Source organism: Hymenobacter defluvii, from assembly GCF_017589435.1.
GTDB lineage: Bacteria > Bacteroidota > Bacteroidia > Cytophagales > Hymenobacteraceae > Hymenobacter > Hymenobacter profundi.
Genome location: NZ_JAGETX010000014.1, coordinates 45,350 through 62,064, shown reverse-complemented (window position 1 = coordinate 62,064; position 16,715 = coordinate 45,350). Strand labels below are relative to the sequence as shown.

Genomic DNA, 16,715 nt, shown 5'->3' with positions numbered 1-16,715 from the left:
GGCGCTGGGCTGCATCCGCGCTATTTACCCCAAAACCTAGTATACTTGTCTAAGCCGCGCTAACCGGCCGGCTTTCCTCCCTTATTTCTTGCCTACCGGCAATCTATCCATGCGAAAACTTATTTACTTGTGTGCTGTAGCCGGTTCGGCGGGATTATTGGGTGGCTGCGCTACGGCGGGCGGTGGAAGTAAGGCCGATAAGCGTTTCACGCGCGGCGAATATGAGCCAGCTATTGAATTGTATAAGAAGGACTTGGCGAAAGGCCGTAATGCGGGTTACGCCAATTTGCGTATTGCCGAATCGTATCGCCTCTCGAACCGCATAGGGGAAGCGGAACCGTACTACAAAGCCGCCCTCGATGCTAAAGTGCGTAGTGCCGATGCGCCGTTTTATTACGCATCAGCCCTGAAAACCAACGGCAACTACGACGAAGCCGCGCAGCGCTTCACAATCTACGCCGAAAATGGCAGCAACCGCACGCTGGTAGCCCGCGCCGAGTTGGAAGCCAAAAACAGCAAGCTGAGCCAAGAGCTAGCCGCTACCCGAACCCGCGACGAGGTGCAGCCCGTGGCTCAACTGAATTCAACTTCCTCTGAGTTTGGCGCTGCTTTCATGCCCCAAACCAAGGAACTGGTATTTGCGTCGGGTAGGGAAGGGAAAACGTATTTGGGCAATGGCTTAGGGTTTAACGATCTGTATGCCATTAAGTTTGACGACGAGAATGCAATGAGTGGCGGCACTGTGCGCAAGTTGGCCGCCCCTATCAACACTGCCGACATGCACGAGGCCAGCGCCACCTACACGCCCGACGGGCGCTTTATGGTGTTTGCGCGCTCCAACAACGGTACCAAGAAGCAGGCGAAACTCGGTTTGCAAAGTGTTGACTTGTATATGTCGGCCTACCAGAACGGAGCCTGGACGGAACCGGAATTGGCGCGGGGCCTCAACAGCCGCTCGGCCGACGACTTTTCGCCCATGTTCTCGCCCGATGGCAGAACGCTCTATTTCGCCTCCAGCCGTAGTGGCGGCCAGGGCGGTACCGATCTGTATAAGGCGGAGCTAAGCGAAAATGGCCGTTTCTCACCACCCGAAAACTTGGGTGAGCAAATTAACACGCCCGGCAACGAAAGCTTCCCGTCCGTAGCACCCGATGGCTCGCTTTACTTCTCCTCTGACGGGCATGCCGGCTTGGGCAAGCTCGATATTTTTGTGGTAGAGAAAGGCAAAGTGAAGAACCTGGGCGCGCCCATCAATAGCCCCGGCGACGACTTTGCGCCCTACCTACTCACCAATAGCACAGGCCTGTTTGCATCGGACCGCAGCGGCGGGCAGGGCGCCGACGACCTCTACTCCTTCAAGCGCAATATGTTTAAGGACGTGGTCTTCTTCGTAGATGGTACTGTGCAGGCGCGTCCGGCCAAGGGTGGTGCCGTGCAACCCCTCGGTGGTGAACCGGTAGCAGTATATGCAAAGGGGCAAAAGTTGCAGGACGTGACGGCCGACGCCAATGGGAAATTCAGCCTGAAGCTGGATTCGGCTACGGCCTACTCGCTGGTGGCCGAGCGCACGGGCTACTTCACGGCCCGCCAAGGTGTGACGACGGTAGGCAAGCGCCCCCCGCAAGACCAGCTCACCAACGACCTGACGGAGATTCGCATACCCGTGACGCTGACGCTGACGGAGATTGTGAAGAACAAGGCGATTGTGGTCGAAAACATCTTCTACGACTACGACAAAGCGAACATTCGTCCCGATGCGGCCGTGGAGCTGGACAAGCTGGTGGAAACGCTGACGGACAACCCGAAAATCACCATCGAACTCAGCTCCCACACCGACTCGCGGGGTAAGGATGCCTATAACCTGGCCCTTTCGCAACGCCGGGCCCAGTCGGCTGTGGACTATATTATATCGAAAGGGATTGAAGCAAACCGGGTGACGGCCAAAGGCTACGGCGAAACTCGACCCGTCATCAAGAACGCTAAGACAGAAGCCGAGTATCAGCAGAACCGCCGCACCGAGTTCCAGGTGACGCGAATTGCAGACTAGTAGGTAAACTGCTCATTATCAGAAAAAAGTCTCGGCAAATTGTCGAGACTTTTTGTATTTTAGGTCAGCTGTAAGACAGGTAGAGCCACGAGGCAACCGCAAAGAAAGAAAGCTGGATTTGGCACAATACTTGGCTTTTATAGAACGTAATTGTTTTGCAGTCTGCTTTCTCTTCTCTCTTCCTCTGTTCTCTACTGCCATGAAAAAGCTCTTATCTGCTTTTGCTTTGCTACTGCTCCTGTTGCTAGGTGGAGAGCTACGAGCGGCGCCGGCTGTAGTTAACTTCTCGTCGGAGCGCGGCGTGGCGTTTCAGTTGTTTTTTGATGGTCGCCCGCTCACGCAGCCCGGCGCCCGCGCCGTGCGCATCGACCGCCTGACGGCGGGCTTTCATTGGGCCGAGTTTCTGATTCCGACCGGCTACGGCCGGGTGGTGGCCTACCGCACCCGCGTACTCCTCGATCCTGGCTTGGAAAGCAGCTATGTGCTACTGGCTCGCCCCGGCTATGGGTTGCAGCTGCGCAAAGTGGCGGAAACGCCCATCCGACGCGGGTATGCTATCGGGGAATCCGTTCCTTACCCACCCGCCACGCCCTACGGCCAATACCCCGACGACTACGGCTACCGTCGCAACGACAATGCCTACCCAAATGCTAGCCCCGCACCGCAGCCAGTACCAGGCGCGGCCTACCCCGGCGGCCACGGCTACCCTCCGAATACAGGCAACCAGCCCAGCAATTCGTACCCGACGCCCAACGCTCCCTACCGTAACCAAGCAGGTAGCCCTACCCCTAACTACCCCGGCAGCGGCGGCTACAACAACGCCACACGCTACCGCTCCCTCACGCAGACAGAAGTAACAAACCTCGCCGAGTCGATGCAGCGCACGGCTTCCGACGAAATTCGCCTGAGCCTAGCGCGCCAAACCATCAATCAAACCAGCATTCAAAGCAACGACTTGGTACGTCTGCTTCAGACGCTCAGCATGGAAGGCTCCCGCTTGGCACTAGCCAAATATGCCTACCCTTACGTAGCCGACCCCCAAAATTTCAGCCGCGTCTACGACGTTTTCGATTTTGAAGCCAGCATTCAGGAGTTGCAACGCCTAAGCGGTGCTATGCAACGGCCATGAGATAGGTAGGAAACCGTTAGGAATGACAAGGGCTTCCGCGATGCGCGGAAGCCCTTGTTTATTACGTCTATGTCATTCCGAGCGCAGCGAGAAATCTGGATTTATATACCTGTTGCCCAGATTCCTCGCTGCGCTCGGAATGACAACCTTTACTCACCACTTACCGCAGGCGGTCCATGCTACGCACCAGTTGCTCGTCGCGGCGGATGAAGCGGTTGGCCAGGATGTTCAGCAGCAGCGCGAGGGTAGGGAGGTAGAAGCCGGCATGAAAACTGCCGGTGAGCTTCAGGTTCAGCATTTGCTCGCCCAGGGTAGAGTAATAATAGCTGGTGCCAATAGTGCCGAGCATGAACAATAGGTTCAGCAGGCCCAACTGCAACTGCCGCAAACGGCTGCGGTACTGGAAAATCTCGATGAAGGCTATAGCCGCTGCGGCCGCTGCCAGCGCCGCAATCGGCCAGGTGCTGGTGGAGACGGACATACCTGGGTCAGAAGGAACATAACCTAGTTCAAAAGCCGTGAGCACAAGGTGCTGCCCGGTGGTAGGATCAGTTTTGCTCCAAATAGGCAGAAATAAAACGCTGCCCATCGCCAGGGCCAGCAAAAGCAGGAATACGCTTTGAATTCTTTGTATCATCTTTGTAGTTGAACAGTTTTGGGCGGGTGCTAACAGGTACCGAAGCCGCAAAAGTAGCCAACAACGACCGGAATAACCGCACTTCCAACCCTTCTGATGTCCCAAGCATATATCGTGGACGCTGTCCGCACCCCGATTGGTAAATTTGGCGGCGCACTTAGCAGCGTCCGCCCCGATGATATGGCCGCGCACGTACTGCGCGAGCTAATGCGCCGCAACAAAAGCATCGACCCCGCCGCCATTGAAGACGTAATAATGGGCGCCGCCAACCAGGCCGGCGAAGACAACCGCAACGTGGCCCGCATGGCGGCCCTGCTGGCTGGCCTACCCCTATCGGTGCCCGGCAACACCGTAAACCGCCTCTGCGCCTCGGGTTTGCAGAGCATTATGGATTCGTTCCGGGCCATCCGGGCCGGCGAAGGCGACGTGTATCTGGCGGGCGGCTCTGAGAACATGACGCGCGCCCCGTTTGTGATGGCAAAGTCCGTAACAGCTTTCGGCCGCGATTTCACCGCCCACGATACTACCCTGGGCTGGCGCTTCGTAAACCCCAAGCTTTCGGCCATGCACCTGCCCTATACCATGGGCGAAACCGCCGAGCACGTGGCCGCCAAGTACGGCATCACGCGCGAAGAGCAAGACCAATTTGCCTACGATACCCAACGTAAGTACAAGCACGCCTACGAGAAAGGCCGTTTCCGCAAAGAGATTGTGCCTGTCTTCATTGCCCAGCCCAAAGGCGATACGGCTTTGTTTGATACTGACGAGCACCCGCGCCTATCAAGCATGGAAAAGCTCGCTACCCTAAGGCCCGCCTTCATTGAGAACGGAACCGTAACGGCCGGTAACTCGGCGGGCATCAACGATGGTGCCGCCGCTGTACTGGTAGTAAGCGAAGAAGCCCTGAAACGCTACAATCTGAAACCAATGGCGCGCATTGTGGCGTCGGCCGTGGCAGGTGTCGATCCGGCGTATATGGGTATCGGGCCAGTTCCGGCCACCCAGAAAGTGCTTCAGCGTGCTGGCCTGACCATGAATGACATCGACCTGATTGAACTGAATGAGGCCTTTGCCGCTCAGAGCATTGCTTGCATGCGCGACTTGGAGTTGGACCCGGCCAAAATCAACGTGAACGGTGGTAGCATCGCCATTGGACACCCACTGGGCTGCGCCGGCGCCCGCATCACGGCCACGCTGCTACACGAAATGCAGCGCCGCGAAAATGCCCGCTATGGTCTCGTAACCATGTGCGTAGGGGTAGGGCAGGGCGCTGCGGCTATTTATGAGAAGCTGTAATTGAGTCGGTTTTTGGTTGGTTGTTGTTGGTTTTTGGCCAGAAGAACACCTGTTTGTAGATAGCCAAAAACCAACAACAACCAACCAAAACCACGTTGCGCTACTTTCTTCACCTCGCCTACGATGGCACGCGCTTTCATGGGTGGCAGATTCAGCCGGGCACGCTCACGGTGCAGCAGGAATTAGACCGATGCCTGTCGCAGATATTGCGACAGCCAGTTTATTCGCTGGGCAGCGGCCGCACCGACTCAGGGGTGCACGCCAGCCACCAAGTAGCGCACTTCGACGCGGAACTGCCCGAGGGCCTCGACCTTGATACACTACTTTACCGCCTCAACCGCGCCCTACCTGCCGATATGCGGGGCTACTTGGTGCATCCGGTTCCGCCCACGGCGCACGCCCGCTTCGATGCGCGGGTGCGTACCTACGAGTACCACGTGCGCCTTGTGCCCGACCCGTTTGCGGCTCCCCACACCCTCTACCTCGACCGTGCCCCCGATGTAACGGCTATGAACGAAGCCGCCGCCTACCTCATCGGCGACCATGATTTTACGAGTTTCTCTAAGGTAGGGGGCAGCGAAAAGCACTACCGCTGCCTTTGCTACGAGGCCGGTTGGCACCCCACGCCGGGTGGTGTAGTATTCCGCATCCGGGCCAACCGGTTTGTGCGGGGTATGGTGCGGCTGGTAGTAGGCACCTTGCTGACGGTAGGCAAAGGCAAGCTAACACCCGACGAGTTTCGGGAAGTTTTTCAGTCGTTGAATCGGGTGCACGCCAGCGGCGCAGCCAAGGCGCAGGGGCTGTTTTTGTGTCGGGTAGAGTATCCAGCCGGACTGGTGCCTACGGAGTTGCTACCTACAGGCCTGCCGTATTTTGCGGGGTAGGGCAATCATCTGTCATCCTGAGCATAGCGAAGGACCTTCTCATGCCAGAACGACGGTTATAACAACGACTCGTTCTGGCATGAGAAGGTCCTTCGCTCCGCTCAAGATGACAGACGTATTTACCTTCATACATAGCAACGCATAACCTTCCCCGTATACTACTGGTTAGCTAATCGATTCCCCTTCAAGTTTATATTCCGTGGAGCAAACCACTACTGCCACCAAAACCGGCAATATCTTCGATTGGCAGGTGCTGAGCCGGCTGATGGCGTACGTGCGGCCCTACCGGCGCGTATTTTATTTCCTCATCTTCCTGACGGTTGCCACGGCGGCCCTGGGCACGTTGCGGCCCTTTCTGATCCAGAAAATGGTCGATGTCAGCATCGACCAGGGTGATATGACGGGAGTGAACCGCATGTTTATCTGGTTGATTGTTTTGCTGGTAGGACACACGCTGGTGAGCTATCTGCAAACCTACTACGGCGGCTGGCTGGGTCAGTACATCGTGCGCGACATCCGGGTAGACCTCTACAAGCATATCCTCGATCTGCGCCTGAAGTTTTTTGACCGCACGCCCATCGGGGTGCTCGTAACGCGCAATATCTCCGACGTAGAAACGCTATCCGACGTATTTAGTGAAGGGCTGGCAGCCATGATTGGCGACATCCTACAACTGGTGTTCATCATCGCCTTCATGTTCTATATTGATTGGCGCCTGACGCTGGTCAGCTTGTCTGTGATTCCGCCGTTGCTGTTCAGCACCTACGTGTTCAAGGAGAAGGTGAAGAAGTCGTTTCAGGAGGTGCGGACGGCCGTGGCCAGCCTCAACTCCTTCGTGCAGGAGCACCTCACGGGCATGAGCGTGGTGCAGATTTTCAACAACGAGGCCCGCGAACAGCAGAAGTTCGAGAAGATCAACCAGGAACACACCCGCGCCAATATTCGGTCTGTGCTGTACTACTCGGTGTACTACCCCGTAGCTGAGGTGCTGGGCGCCGTAGGTATCGGCCTGCTGGTATGGTATGCAGCGCAAGGGCAGATTGAGGGCACGATAACTAAAGGAGCACTGATTGCCTTTATCCTGTATAATAGTCTGTTCTTTAGGCCAATACGTCAAATTGCCGACCGCTTCAATACGTTGCAGCTCGGCTTGGTAAGCACGGAGCGTCTGTTGAAGTTGCTGGACAGCAAGGAGCTAATTGCCGACAACGGCAACTTCCTGCCTACTACCCTGCGCGGCGACGTCCGCTTCGATCACGTGTGGTTTGCTTACAACGAGGAAAACTACGTGCTCAAAGACATCAACTTTGAGGTAAAGGCCGGCCAGACCATCGCTTTCGTAGGTGCTACGGGTGCCGGCAAAACCAGCATCATCAACCTGCTCTCCCGTTTCTACGACATCAACAAAGGCACCATCAGCATCGACGGTCATGACCTGCACGAGTACGACCTTAAGGCACTGCGCCAGCAAATTGGGGTGGTGTTGCAGGACGTGTTCCTTTTTGCGGGCTCCATCGCCGACAACATCACGTTGGGCAACAAGGATATTACGGAAGAGCAAATTTGGGAAGCTGCCGAGTTGGTGGGTGCCCGTCGCTTTATTGAGCGCCTACCCGGTGGCCTGCACTATCAGGTAATGGAGCGTGGTGCTACCCTCTCCGTAGGCCAGCGACAACTGATTTCCTTTGTGCGCGCCATGGTTTACCAGCCGCGCATTATTATTCTGGACGAGGCCACTTCCTCCGTTGATTCGGAGACGGAAGAGTTGATTCAGGAAGCTATTGACAAGCTGATGGAAGGCCGCACATCGCTGGTCATTGCGCACCGCCTCAGCACCATCCAGAAAGCCGACCGTATCATTGTGCTGGACCGGGGCGAAATTCAGGAATCTGGTACGCACGAGGAACTGTTGCGGCGTGGTGGCTTCTACGCCCAACTCTACCAGATGCAGTATGTAAATGAGTAGTGAGGTTGTGGAGAGGTGAAGTTGTGAGTTACGTATTAAATAACCGCACGTCGCTTCACTTATAGGCTTTCACAATTTCACTGCTTCACAAATTCACCTTCTATGACCCGTTGGCTTTTTCTGGCCTTATTGCTTGTAGCACTGAGCGTGGCCGTGTGGTACGCCTACCTAGGCGGCTTCCGTAGTCCCGGCGTGCAACTTATTACCACCGCGCAGCCCGTTTATCTGGCCGGTCGCTATTTCGAGGGCAAGGCGAGTAGTGACGAGTTTGGCCCACTATTTCGGCAGGCCCAGCAAGTGCTCGACAATGGCCAGCTAAGTGGCGCGCTAGGCAACATCTACTACAGCGACCCAGAAGCATCCGACGATACCGTACGCGCCTTTGTAGGCCTGGTGGTAGCCGATACCACCTCCCAACAGTTGCCCCCCGGCTACCGCTACCGCACGTTCCCGGCCGGCCAGCGCGTGGTGCAGGCCCACCTAAACGCCAGCTACATGGTAGCGCCGGATAAGCTGTACTCCGGCGCGAAAAACTTTATGCAAGAGCAGAAACTGACTTCGGCTAAAATCTATTTGGAGCAGTTTCCCGCTGATGCACCAGCCGAGGTAATGGCTGTGGTGAAATGACAAGCATCGCACAAGAAAATGCCCCGACAGTATATACTGTCGGGGCATTTTCTTGTGCGATGCTTGTTAACTGCGACCTAAATAGATAGACCCTCCTATAAATAAAGAGCTTAAACCAAAGTTTGTATATAAAGAACTATTAGACCATCTAAATCCATCCTTTTTCTGCGTTATACGATCATAACTCAAACCGTTTACAGATATTTCTATGCCTAGTTTCTTAGTAGGAAAAAACGTAATACCTGGAGATAGATTAGCATAAAATCCTTGTGAACGACCATTGTAAGAATATACCGAATTGCTATAATTACTATAATCAGAAAAATAGTTGTTTTTATATCCTGCTCCAAATTGTCCGAATAAGGCAAATTTATCTCCTATGAATTTGTAATAACGCGCAACGGGGCCCAGGGATACTATGCGTTCTTTTCTGCTACTGTTGCGCTCCTAGTTCTGATTTGAATCAGCAAAACGACCAGATTCAGCTTGTTCAGAGTTGCCGAAACTAACACCTGTATTTATTCCTATGGATAAATTGTCGCTTATGAAATAGCCTACAATAGGTTGAATGTTCAGTGAGGAGGTAGTGTAATTGCTATTTATCCCTATAGCTGTTGGTGGTATCTCATTTTTAACAGATGACCTTACTTAATTAAGCGCACCTCCTATTGAGACAGTACCAGCAGAAATTTGAGAATACGCATTGAGCGAAGCTATACTAAGTAGAGCCCCACTTAGAATTATTTTTTCATAACGAAGAAAATTTAGTGAATATGTGCTGCTGCTAACGGTGTCGTAAAGCATATATTGTATAATATATTTATTTATATATTTTGAAATAAAAAAGCCCGCTAAGCACAAAGCTTAGCGGGCCGTTTATTTTAGCTGGAATCAAAGAAAAGTCGGGGTGGCAGGATTCGAACCTACGGCCTCGTCGTCCCGAACGACGCGCGCTACCGGGCTGCGCTACACCCCGAGTTGCTGGTGCAGCCTGAGCACACAGCGTATCAGGAAAATTTTCGCTATCGGCCGAAAAAAGCCGCCGAACCAAAGTTCAGCGGCTTTTCGAGCCGAAAGCTCTTCTGTCGGAGTGGCAGGATTCGAACCTACGACCTCCAGCACCCCATGCTGGCGCGATACCAGGCTACGCTACACCCCGATAGAATTGAGCTGCAAAGGTAATAGAAGATTTGATATCACCGCAATTTTTGAAAGGAAATAAATGTTGTTTTTACATCTAAAAGCAAAGTATCTAGCGATGGGTTGGGAATGAGGTAGTTAGAGGGTAGCTATTCTTGGCAATGGTTTTGCTGTTAATCGAGGAGACTTACTAACTGTCGGGTCGCGAATAAATACAATTCGTACTTTTGTTTTTAAGTTATCATTGTACATGTTTAACGTAAAGGTGATATGAAAATAGTTATATCAATGCTGGCAAGCATGCTTTGTTTGGTGCTAGTCACTACTGCTAATGCCCAAACAGCCTCCAACCAGACAGCTACCGCAGCGAAGGTTACGTCCGAACCAGTTGCCTTGGTAACGGATAAAATGGAAGCTCCCGCTACCTCATCCGATGTCGTGAAAGTGAAAGCGGAAATAAATCCCGTTAGTAAGCGCCTGACTGTGCGTACGGATGTACCCGGCCCTGTTCGAGTGGAAATCAACGACGACGAGGGCCGGCCCGTGATGACCAAGGATATGATTTCGGGTGATAAGGCCGCCAACATCGACGTTAGCCGCCTACCCACCGGCTTCTACATTGTGCGTTGCACCAGCGGCGAGCGAAGCGGCGTCCGCCGCGTGCATCTGGGGCAATAAGGCGAGATAGTGAGTAAAAAAAGGTACCTGTCATCCTGAGCATGTGGCGCATCAAGCCACATGCTCAGGATGACAGGTACCTTTTTTTACTCACAACTTCATTATCTCACCACTTACGCCTCTTCGCTTTGCAGTTGGCGTTCGTAAAGGGCGCGGTAGAGGCCGTCAGTCTCAGCCATAAGGGCATCGTGAGTGCCGTGCTGCACGATCTGGCCATCATCGAGCACCAGGATTTCGTCGGCTAGCTTCACAGAACTGACGCGGTGGGAGATGATGAGGCTGGTGCGGTTTTCCATCACTCGTTGTAAGCTGTTGAGGATGGCGTTTTCGGTATTGGTATCTACGGCCGAAAGCGAATCATCCAGAATCAGGATGCGCGGTTCCTTCACCAAAGCTCTGGCAATACTCACACGCTGCTTTTGCCCGCCTGAAAGCGTGATGCCCCGTTCGCCTAGCTTGGTATCAAAGCCTTCGGGAAACTGAATGATATTTTCGTACACGTTGGCGTCCTGGGCGGCTTGCTTCATACGCTCCTCGTTGGGGTTATCGAGGCCGAAGTTGATGTTGTTGCGGATGGTATCGGAGAACAGGAATACATCCTGCGGCACGTAGCCGATCTGGCTGCGGAGCGACGTAAGGGCGTAGTCGCGCACATCGGTAGCATCTACGGTGATGGTACCCTGCGTCACGTCGTAGAGGCGGCAGAGTAGGGCGGCTACAGTGCTTTTGCCCGAACCGGTATTACCGATAACCGCCAACGTTTGGCCCGGGCGGATGCGGAACGACACGTCGCGCAGGGCTTCAATGCCGGTATCGGGGTAGGTGAACGATACGTGGTCGAATACGATGTCACCCTGCATTTCGCGCTGTACGTTGCGGTGGGAAACGATGTCCGTTTTCTGGTGCAGAAACTCGTTGATGCGAGCCTGCGAGGCTTCTGCACGCTGTACCAGCGACGACGTCCAGCCCAGGGCCGTAACGGGCCACGTAAGTAGGTTCACGTAAATGAGAAACTCCGCGATGCTACCCGTAGTGATAGTCCCGCGGATTACTTCTTGGCCGCCTACCCATACGGTGATGATGGTGCTGAGGCCCACCAAGAACAGAATCAACGGAAAAAATAGGGAGTTCACAAAGTTTAGGCTCAACGACTTCTCCTTGTAATTCTCGCTGGCTACCGTAAACTGCCGGTGCGAGTCTTCCTCGCGCACAAATGACTTCAGCACCCGAATACCCGAAAAGGCCTCCTGCACAAAGGTAGTCATGCCGGCCAGGGAGCGTTGGATTTCGTCGGATTTGCGCTGGATGATGTTGTTGATATAAAAAATGCTGACGCTCAGGATGGGTAGGGGTAGAAGCGTGTACACGGTCAGCTTCACATTCACCATCAGCATAAGCGGCACGATGAGCACGAATAGAATAACCAGTTGCAAGAAGTACATGATGGCTGGCCCGATGTACATGCGCACGCGCCCTACGTCCTCAGAAATGCGCGACATCAGGTCGCCGGTGCTGTGGCGACGGTAGAAGGAGAGGGGTAGGGACTGATAATGCTGGAAGATTTCGTTCTTCTGATCGTTCTCAATCAGGCGCGACATTACGATGAGTGTCTGGCGCGTGTAGAACAGAAAAATGCCGCGCAGCACGGCCAGCAGAATAATGAGGGCACCGTAGAGCAGCACGTTGCGCCCGAATAGCTTATACACGCTGCTTTGGGCCTCGGTGCCGGCGTAGAGGTGGTAGAGGTCGATGCCCTCACTCACGAGGTCGAAGGCGTAGCGCACAATTTGGGCCGGAAAAATGGCCAGCAGCGTGCTCAGGGCCACAAACAGCACGCCACCGAGGAAATGCCATTTGTAGCGAAATAAGTACTTATTGGTAGCGGAGAGGGCACTCACGGGGCAGGAGGGAAGTAGTTTAGCAGTTTGAGTAGTAGAAAGTTAAAAAGCAGGCAAACGGTTTTCAAGATGCAGTTCAGACAAGATGCAGCCGACGCTAACCGACTAGCTGCCAAACTCCTAAATAGGTAGGAAAGATACGCTTCGACTAGCCTTAATCGGAAAAAACCGGTACTTTTGCGCCCGAATTGCGGGGCGCTCCACCTCTATAATACGTACGTTCAATACCCCGCTTAAGGGTAGAACGGTCGCACTGTTCTGGTAGGCGCCGGATATACGCTCCGAGCAGTTCGATGCTCAAAGGTACCTACCCTACCCCGCTTTTCGCTCAGATTCTCAACTTCATCAAGATCAGCATAAATGGTGCTGATTTCATTTTCATACAATGCTCAACCGACGCACGCTCCGCATTAAAGTCATGCAGGCCCTGTATGCCTACCATCAGGCCGTAGGATCTGATTTTTTGTTGGCGAATGACCGCATTGCGGAGGCCTTTGCACCCGATCTGAACTCGCCTGAGCCCCAGGACCGGCGCAAGCTTCAAGGGCAGCGCAAGCTGGCCGAAGTTATCTTCCGGGAGTGGCACAAGACTGGCAGCGAGCCGGAACAGCAGCCCGACGATGCTGACGTACACGAGGCCGTGCGCGACGCCATGAAGTACTACCAGCAACAGAAAACCAAGGATGGCAACTTCTACGGCGGCCAGCTGGTGCACAATGCTGAGAGTATTCACGACCAGTACATTCACCTGCTGAACCTGCCCGCAGCGCTGTTGCGGGTGCTGGAAGAAGAGCAGGAGCGTGGCAACCGCCGCTTCACGGCGCCCAAAGATGCTCCGCTGAACACGACCCGCCTAGAGCAAAACCAGGCCGTGCAGAAGCTCATCAACAACAAGCAACTGCAAGACCTAACCATCCGGCGCAAGCTGCTGTGGAACGGCGAGGAGGAAATGGAGGCGCTGCGTACCGCTTGGCGCAACGAGATGAAGCAGGATGCGGAAGTGCTAAGCTACCTGGCAGCGCCTGCCGGCGACTATGCCACCGACCAAGAGTTTCTGAAATACCTCTACAAGACCTTCGTGTTCAAGGGCGAGGAACTGCCGCGCCAGTTGGAAGAGGATGATCTGAACTGGGAGGAAAACCGCCCTGTGGTGAAAAACCTGACGCTGAAGACAGTGAAAATGCTGGACGAGGCCGCCGATGAGAATCTGGAGCTGATGTCGCTGTCGGCTAACTGGCAGGACGACAAGGAGTTTGCCCAGACGCTCTACCGTCATACTCTGGACGAGGACGAGCGTTATGAAAAGCTGATTGCCGAATCGGTGCAGAACTGGGACGTGGAGCGCGTGGCCCTGCTGGATAAGATTATCCTGAAGATGGCGCTGTGCGAGATGCACCTGTTTCGCAGCATTCCGGTGAAGGTGACCATCAACGAATACATCGAAATCAGCAAGCTCTATAGCACGCCCAAGAGCAAGCAGTTTGTGAACGGCATCCTCGACAAACTGGCGCAGGACCTCACGGCCAGCGGCGCCATCCGCAAGTCGGGTAGGGGCCTGCTTGATAACCAGTAGATTCCAATGAGAAGGTCAAAAAAAGCGAGAGGTGCACGTTTTTTGTCGTAATCCCATCGTTAAGTTTACGTTTTTCGTACCAACAGGAAGCAGAACACCGCTTTTTTCCACCCTTCTACTCCAATTCCTCACCTAATATGAGCAGCAAAACCACCACTGGTATTCTATGCTTTGCCGGCGGTGCCCTTACCGGCGCTGTATTCGGTATTCTATACGCCCCCGAGAAAGGCCGCGAGGTGCGCAGCTGGTTCAGCTACCAGTTGGAGCGCTACCGCGAAACCCTGGCTGACCTCACCGAAAATCTGGTGACCAGCCGGGTAGACGCCGGCCCGATGTCGGCCAAATCAGAAGGCCAGCGCGTGATTCAGGACGCTAAAACCAAGGCCGAACAGCTGCTCGGGGACGTTGACCAATTGATCAATCAAATCAACTCGCGCAAAGGTATTTAAGCGCTATGCCCTATAAAAGGAGTGGATGAGAGAACGAGAAAACGGTGCTATTACCTGCCTTCCTCGCTCCTTCATCCGCTCCTTTGTTTCTTTGTGTCTACCCCTAACCAGGTAGGCTATCTGGCTAACCACCGGCCGGTCTGGCTTCTTGCCAGGCCGCGTGCCCTACCTACGCTAACCTAACCTTCTCTGATGCACACAGTCACTCTTATCCCCGGCGACGGAATTGGTCCCGAAATCACGAAAGCCGTAACCGATATTTTCGCCGCGGCGCAGGTTCCCGTTGCTTGGGAAGAGCATAACGCCGGCTTGGTTGCTTTCGAAACCTCGGGCGAGCTACTACCCCAGGCACTGCTCGACTCCTTGGACAAAACCCGTGTGGCCCTAAAGGGGCCCCTCACCACGCCGGTAGGGAAGGGTTTTCGCAGCATCAACATCACGTTGCGTCAGAAGTACAACCTGTACCAAAACGTGCGTCCGGCCCAAACCACGCCCGGTATCAAGTCGCGCTACGAGAACGTGGACTTGGTGCTGTTTCGGGAGAATACCGAGGGTTTGTACTCGGGCTTGGAGTATTACGATGACCGCCTGGGTATTGCCGACTCCATTTCGCGCGTGACGGTAGAGGGCTGCCACAAGATTGTGCGTGCTGCTTTCGCCTACGCCAATAAGAATGGTCGCAAAAAGGTGACGCTGGCGCATAAAGCCAACATTCTAAAACTGGCGGGCAAGCTGATGCTGGATGCTGGCAAGGAGATTTCTGCCGAATACCCGCACATTACGTACGAAGACAAAATCATCGACAACATGTGCATGCAGTTGGTAATTCGGCCCGAGCAGTTCGATGTAGTAGTGACCACCAACTTGTTTGGCGACATCCTCTCTGACCTGTGTGCTGGCTTAGTAGGTGGTCTGGGCGTGGTAGTAGGTGCCAACATCGGCGACGATGCGGCTATCTTTGAGGCCGTACACGGCTCGGCTCCCGACATTGCGGGCCAGGGTAAAGCCAATCCTACCGCCCTGCTGCGCTCGGCCCTAATGATGCTGCACCACCTGGGAGAGAAAGACCACGCTAACCGCATCGAAAACGCGCTGACCAAGACCTTGCAACAGCCCGAAAAGCTGACCGGCGACCTAGGTGGCAAAGCCTCTACCAGCGAGTTTGCACAGGCCATTATCGACAATCTGGCGTAAGCATACGCGGCTCTCGCTGGTGCCGGTACAGATGCCAAATGCCAGAAGAAAGTCGTAATTTTGGTTTCACACCCATTTTGTAAGCTGCCCAGCAGCTGTTATTTACCTGTATGAAACGCACCTTTTTTTCGACTGCGCTACTAGCGGCTACCCTGTTGGTGGGCGCTTGCAGCCAGGACAAGCCGACTGAGGTAGGTACCGAGGGCATGAATGCCGCCGCTGCTGATGCCAACGCCGCTGCCAACCCCACTGTGGACAACCCCAACGTCTTGGGCGAAACGGAAGCCCCGAACCCCAACGCGCCAGTAATGACCTTCACGGAGCAGGAATACGACTTCGGTGATATCAAGCCCGGCGATGTGGTGAAGCATACCTTCGAGTTCACCAATACCGGCAAATCGCCGTTGGTGATTGAGAATGCCCAGGCCAGTTGCGGCTGCACTACCCCCGAGTGGACCAAAGAGCCCGTAGCACCCGGTGCCAAAGGCACCATGCAAGTGCAGTTCGACAGCCACGGTAAAACCGGGATGCAGAACAAGCAGGTGGCGGTAAGGGCCAACACCCAGCCCAGCATCACCCAGATTGCCATTAAAGCCAACATCTTATCCGACGGGGCTAACGGTCCGGTGCGATAGTCGTTTTTTGTTGCGCACTGGCGCGGGAAGCCGTCTGGGCGGGCAGGCACGAGTAACGTGTCTATACCCCGGGCGGCTTCCCGTTCGTTAGGGCGCCTTTCTCTTTTTTGATTTCTTTTCTATGCTGCTCACTCTTCTACTCCAGGCTCCCGGCGGCGGGGGCATGACCCAGTTTCTACTGCTGGGCGCCATGTTTGTGGTACTGTACTTCTTCATGATTCGGCCGCAGCAGAAGCGCGCCAAAGAGGCCAAAGCCCTACGCGAATCGCTCACGAAGGGCGCCAATGTAGTGACCATTGGAGGTCTACACGGTAAAATTGTAGACGTGGCGGAAAATTCCGTCGTAGTAGAAGTTGACAAAGGCACTCGTCTGACGTTCGACCGCACGGCCATTGCTCGGCAGGTTAATTAGTGAGTAGCTGTCAGTGAAAAATAGTGTCATCTTGAGCGTACAAAGGGGCTTTTTATGGTAGAACGACTGGCGTAACAACGACTCGTTCAACACGAGAGGGTCCTTCGCCCGCTCAGGATGACACGCATATATTTACGGGCAACTCGTAAG

Annotated in this window: 14 protein-coding genes and 2 tRNA genes; 12 read left to right on the top strand and 4 right to left on the bottom strand. The window is 54.4% G+C overall.

The features are described 5' to 3' along the window. Positions 1-109: 109 nt before the first annotated feature. Positions 110-2,047, top strand: a complete 1,938-nt coding sequence (locus J4D97_RS18225; RefSeq protein ID WP_208308823.1) for an OmpA family protein — start codon at positions 110-112, stop codon at positions 2,045-2,047. 199 nt (positions 2,048-2,246) lie between these two features. Next, positions 2,247-3,176 (top strand): DUF4476 domain-containing protein, encoded by a 930-nt coding sequence (locus J4D97_RS18220; RefSeq protein ID WP_208308822.1) that lies wholly within the window; start codon positions 2,247-2,249, stop codon positions 3,174-3,176. A 160-nt stretch (positions 3,177-3,336) separates the two neighbouring features. On the opposite strand, the gene J4D97_RS18215 is transcribed toward J4D97_RS18220, so the two are convergent. Beyond that, positions 3,337-3,813 (bottom strand): DUF4293 domain-containing protein, encoded by a 477-nt coding sequence (locus J4D97_RS18215; protein WP_208308821.1) that lies wholly within the window; start codon positions 3,811-3,813, stop codon positions 3,337-3,339. 96 nt (positions 3,814-3,909) lie between these two features. Between J4D97_RS18215 and J4D97_RS18210 the strand changes: the two genes are divergently transcribed. The 4 genes from J4D97_RS18210 (at position 3,910) to J4D97_RS18195 (ending at position 8,586) form a co-directional block, all read left to right on the top strand. Further along, complete coding sequence (locus J4D97_RS18210; protein WP_208308820.1) at positions 3,910-5,109, top strand: thiolase family protein; 1,200 nt, start codon at positions 3,910-3,912, stop codon at positions 5,107-5,109. Positions 5,110-5,204: 95 nt separating this feature from the next. Continuing rightward, positions 5,205-5,993, top strand: a complete 789-nt coding sequence (truA, locus tag J4D97_RS18205) for a tRNA pseudouridine(38-40) synthase TruA (protein WP_208308819.1) — start codon at positions 5,205-5,207, stop codon at positions 5,991-5,993. Between the two features lie 265 nt (positions 5,994-6,258). Beyond that, positions 6,259-7,959 (top strand): ABC transporter ATP-binding protein, encoded by a 1,701-nt coding sequence (locus tag J4D97_RS18200; protein WP_185284389.1) that lies wholly within the window; start codon positions 6,259-6,261, stop codon positions 7,957-7,959. Positions 7,960-8,061: 102 nt separating this feature from the next. Continuing rightward, a complete protein-coding gene (locus J4D97_RS18195) occupies positions 8,062-8,586 on the top strand; it encodes a hypothetical protein (RefSeq protein ID WP_208308818.1) in 525 nt (174 codons plus the stop codon). A gap of 902 nt (positions 8,587-9,488) precedes the next feature. Here J4D97_RS18195 and J4D97_RS18190 read toward each other — a convergent pair. Together J4D97_RS18190 and J4D97_RS18185 are read right to left on the bottom strand one after the other, a co-directional pair. Then, a tRNA-Pro gene (locus J4D97_RS18190) sits at positions 9,489-9,562 on the bottom strand. A gap of 109 nt (positions 9,563-9,671) precedes the next feature. Then, a tRNA-Pro gene (locus tag J4D97_RS18185) sits at positions 9,672-9,745 on the bottom strand. 293 nt (positions 9,746-10,038) lie between these two features. Between J4D97_RS18185 and J4D97_RS18180 the strand changes: the two genes are divergently transcribed. Next, a complete protein-coding gene (locus J4D97_RS18180; RefSeq protein WP_208308817.1) occupies positions 10,039-10,404 on the top strand; it encodes a T9SS type A sorting domain-containing protein in 366 nt (121 codons plus the stop codon). A gap of 113 nt (positions 10,405-10,517) precedes the next feature. Here the strand turns inward: J4D97_RS18180 and J4D97_RS18175 are convergent, their stop codons facing one another. Next, entirely contained in the window at positions 10,518-12,302 is a 1,785-nt protein-coding gene (locus J4D97_RS18175) for an ABC transporter ATP-binding protein (RefSeq protein ID WP_208308816.1), read from the bottom strand. A gap of 385 nt (positions 12,303-12,687) precedes the next feature. Between J4D97_RS18175 and nusB the strand changes: the two genes are divergently transcribed. From nusB to yajC, 5 genes are all read left to right on the top strand, one after another. Then, on the top strand, positions 12,688-13,875 hold the full coding sequence (nusB, locus tag J4D97_RS18170) for a transcription antitermination factor NusB (protein WP_208308815.1): 1,188 nt from the start codon (positions 12,688-12,690) through the stop codon (positions 13,873-13,875). 137 nt (positions 13,876-14,012) lie between these two features. After that, positions 14,013-14,324 carry a YtxH domain-containing protein gene (locus J4D97_RS18165; protein WP_208308814.1) on the top strand — a complete coding sequence of 104 codons (312 nt, stop codon included), beginning with the start codon at positions 14,013-14,015 and terminating at the stop codon, positions 14,322-14,324. A 192-nt stretch (positions 14,325-14,516) separates the two neighbouring features. Beyond that, positions 14,517-15,518 carry an isocitrate/isopropylmalate dehydrogenase family protein gene (locus J4D97_RS18160; RefSeq protein WP_208308813.1) on the top strand — a complete coding sequence of 334 codons (1,002 nt, stop codon included), beginning with the start codon at positions 14,517-14,519 and terminating at the stop codon, positions 15,516-15,518. Between the two features lie 110 nt (positions 15,519-15,628). Next, positions 15,629-16,153, top strand: a complete 525-nt coding sequence (locus J4D97_RS18155) for a DUF1573 domain-containing protein (protein WP_208308812.1) — start codon at positions 15,629-15,631, stop codon at positions 16,151-16,153. A 121-nt stretch (positions 16,154-16,274) separates the two neighbouring features. After that, positions 16,275-16,565 carry a preprotein translocase subunit YajC gene (gene yajC / locus J4D97_RS18150; RefSeq protein WP_185281909.1) on the top strand — a complete coding sequence of 97 codons (291 nt, stop codon included), beginning with the start codon at positions 16,275-16,277 and terminating at the stop codon, positions 16,563-16,565. Positions 16,566-16,715: the final 150 nt, after the last annotated feature.

Coding starts and splice junctions, on each gene's coding strand:
- J4D97_RS18225 (WP_208308823.1), top strand. CDS start 110: ATGCGAAAACTTATTTACTTGTGTGCTGTAGCCGGTTCGGCGGGATTA.
- J4D97_RS18220 (WP_208308822.1), top strand. CDS start 2,247: ATGAAAAAGCTCTTATCTGCTTTTGCTTTGCTACTGCTCCTGTTGCTA.
- J4D97_RS18215 (WP_208308821.1), bottom strand. CDS start 3,813: ATGATACAAAGAATTCAAAGCGTATTCCTGCTTTTGCTGGCCCTGGCG.
- J4D97_RS18210 (WP_208308820.1), top strand. CDS start 3,910: ATGTCCCAAGCATATATCGTGGACGCTGTCCGCACCCCGATTGGTAAA.
- J4D97_RS18200 (WP_185284389.1), top strand. CDS start 6,259: ATGGCGTACGTGCGGCCCTACCGGCGCGTATTTTATTTCCTCATCTTC.
- J4D97_RS18195 (WP_208308818.1), top strand. CDS start 8,062: ATGACCCGTTGGCTTTTTCTGGCCTTATTGCTTGTAGCACTGAGCGTG.
- nusB (WP_208308815.1), top strand. CDS start 12,688: ATGCTCAACCGACGCACGCTCCGCATTAAAGTCATGCAGGCCCTGTAT.
- J4D97_RS18165 (WP_208308814.1), top strand. CDS start 14,013: ATGAGCAGCAAAACCACCACTGGTATTCTATGCTTTGCCGGCGGTGCC.
- J4D97_RS18160 (WP_208308813.1), top strand. CDS start 14,517: ATGCACACAGTCACTCTTATCCCCGGCGACGGAATTGGTCCCGAAATC.
- J4D97_RS18155 (WP_208308812.1), top strand. CDS start 15,629: ATGAAACGCACCTTTTTTTCGACTGCGCTACTAGCGGCTACCCTGTTG.
- yajC (WP_185281909.1), top strand. CDS start 16,275: ATGCTGCTCACTCTTCTACTCCAGGCTCCCGGCGGCGGGGGCATGACC.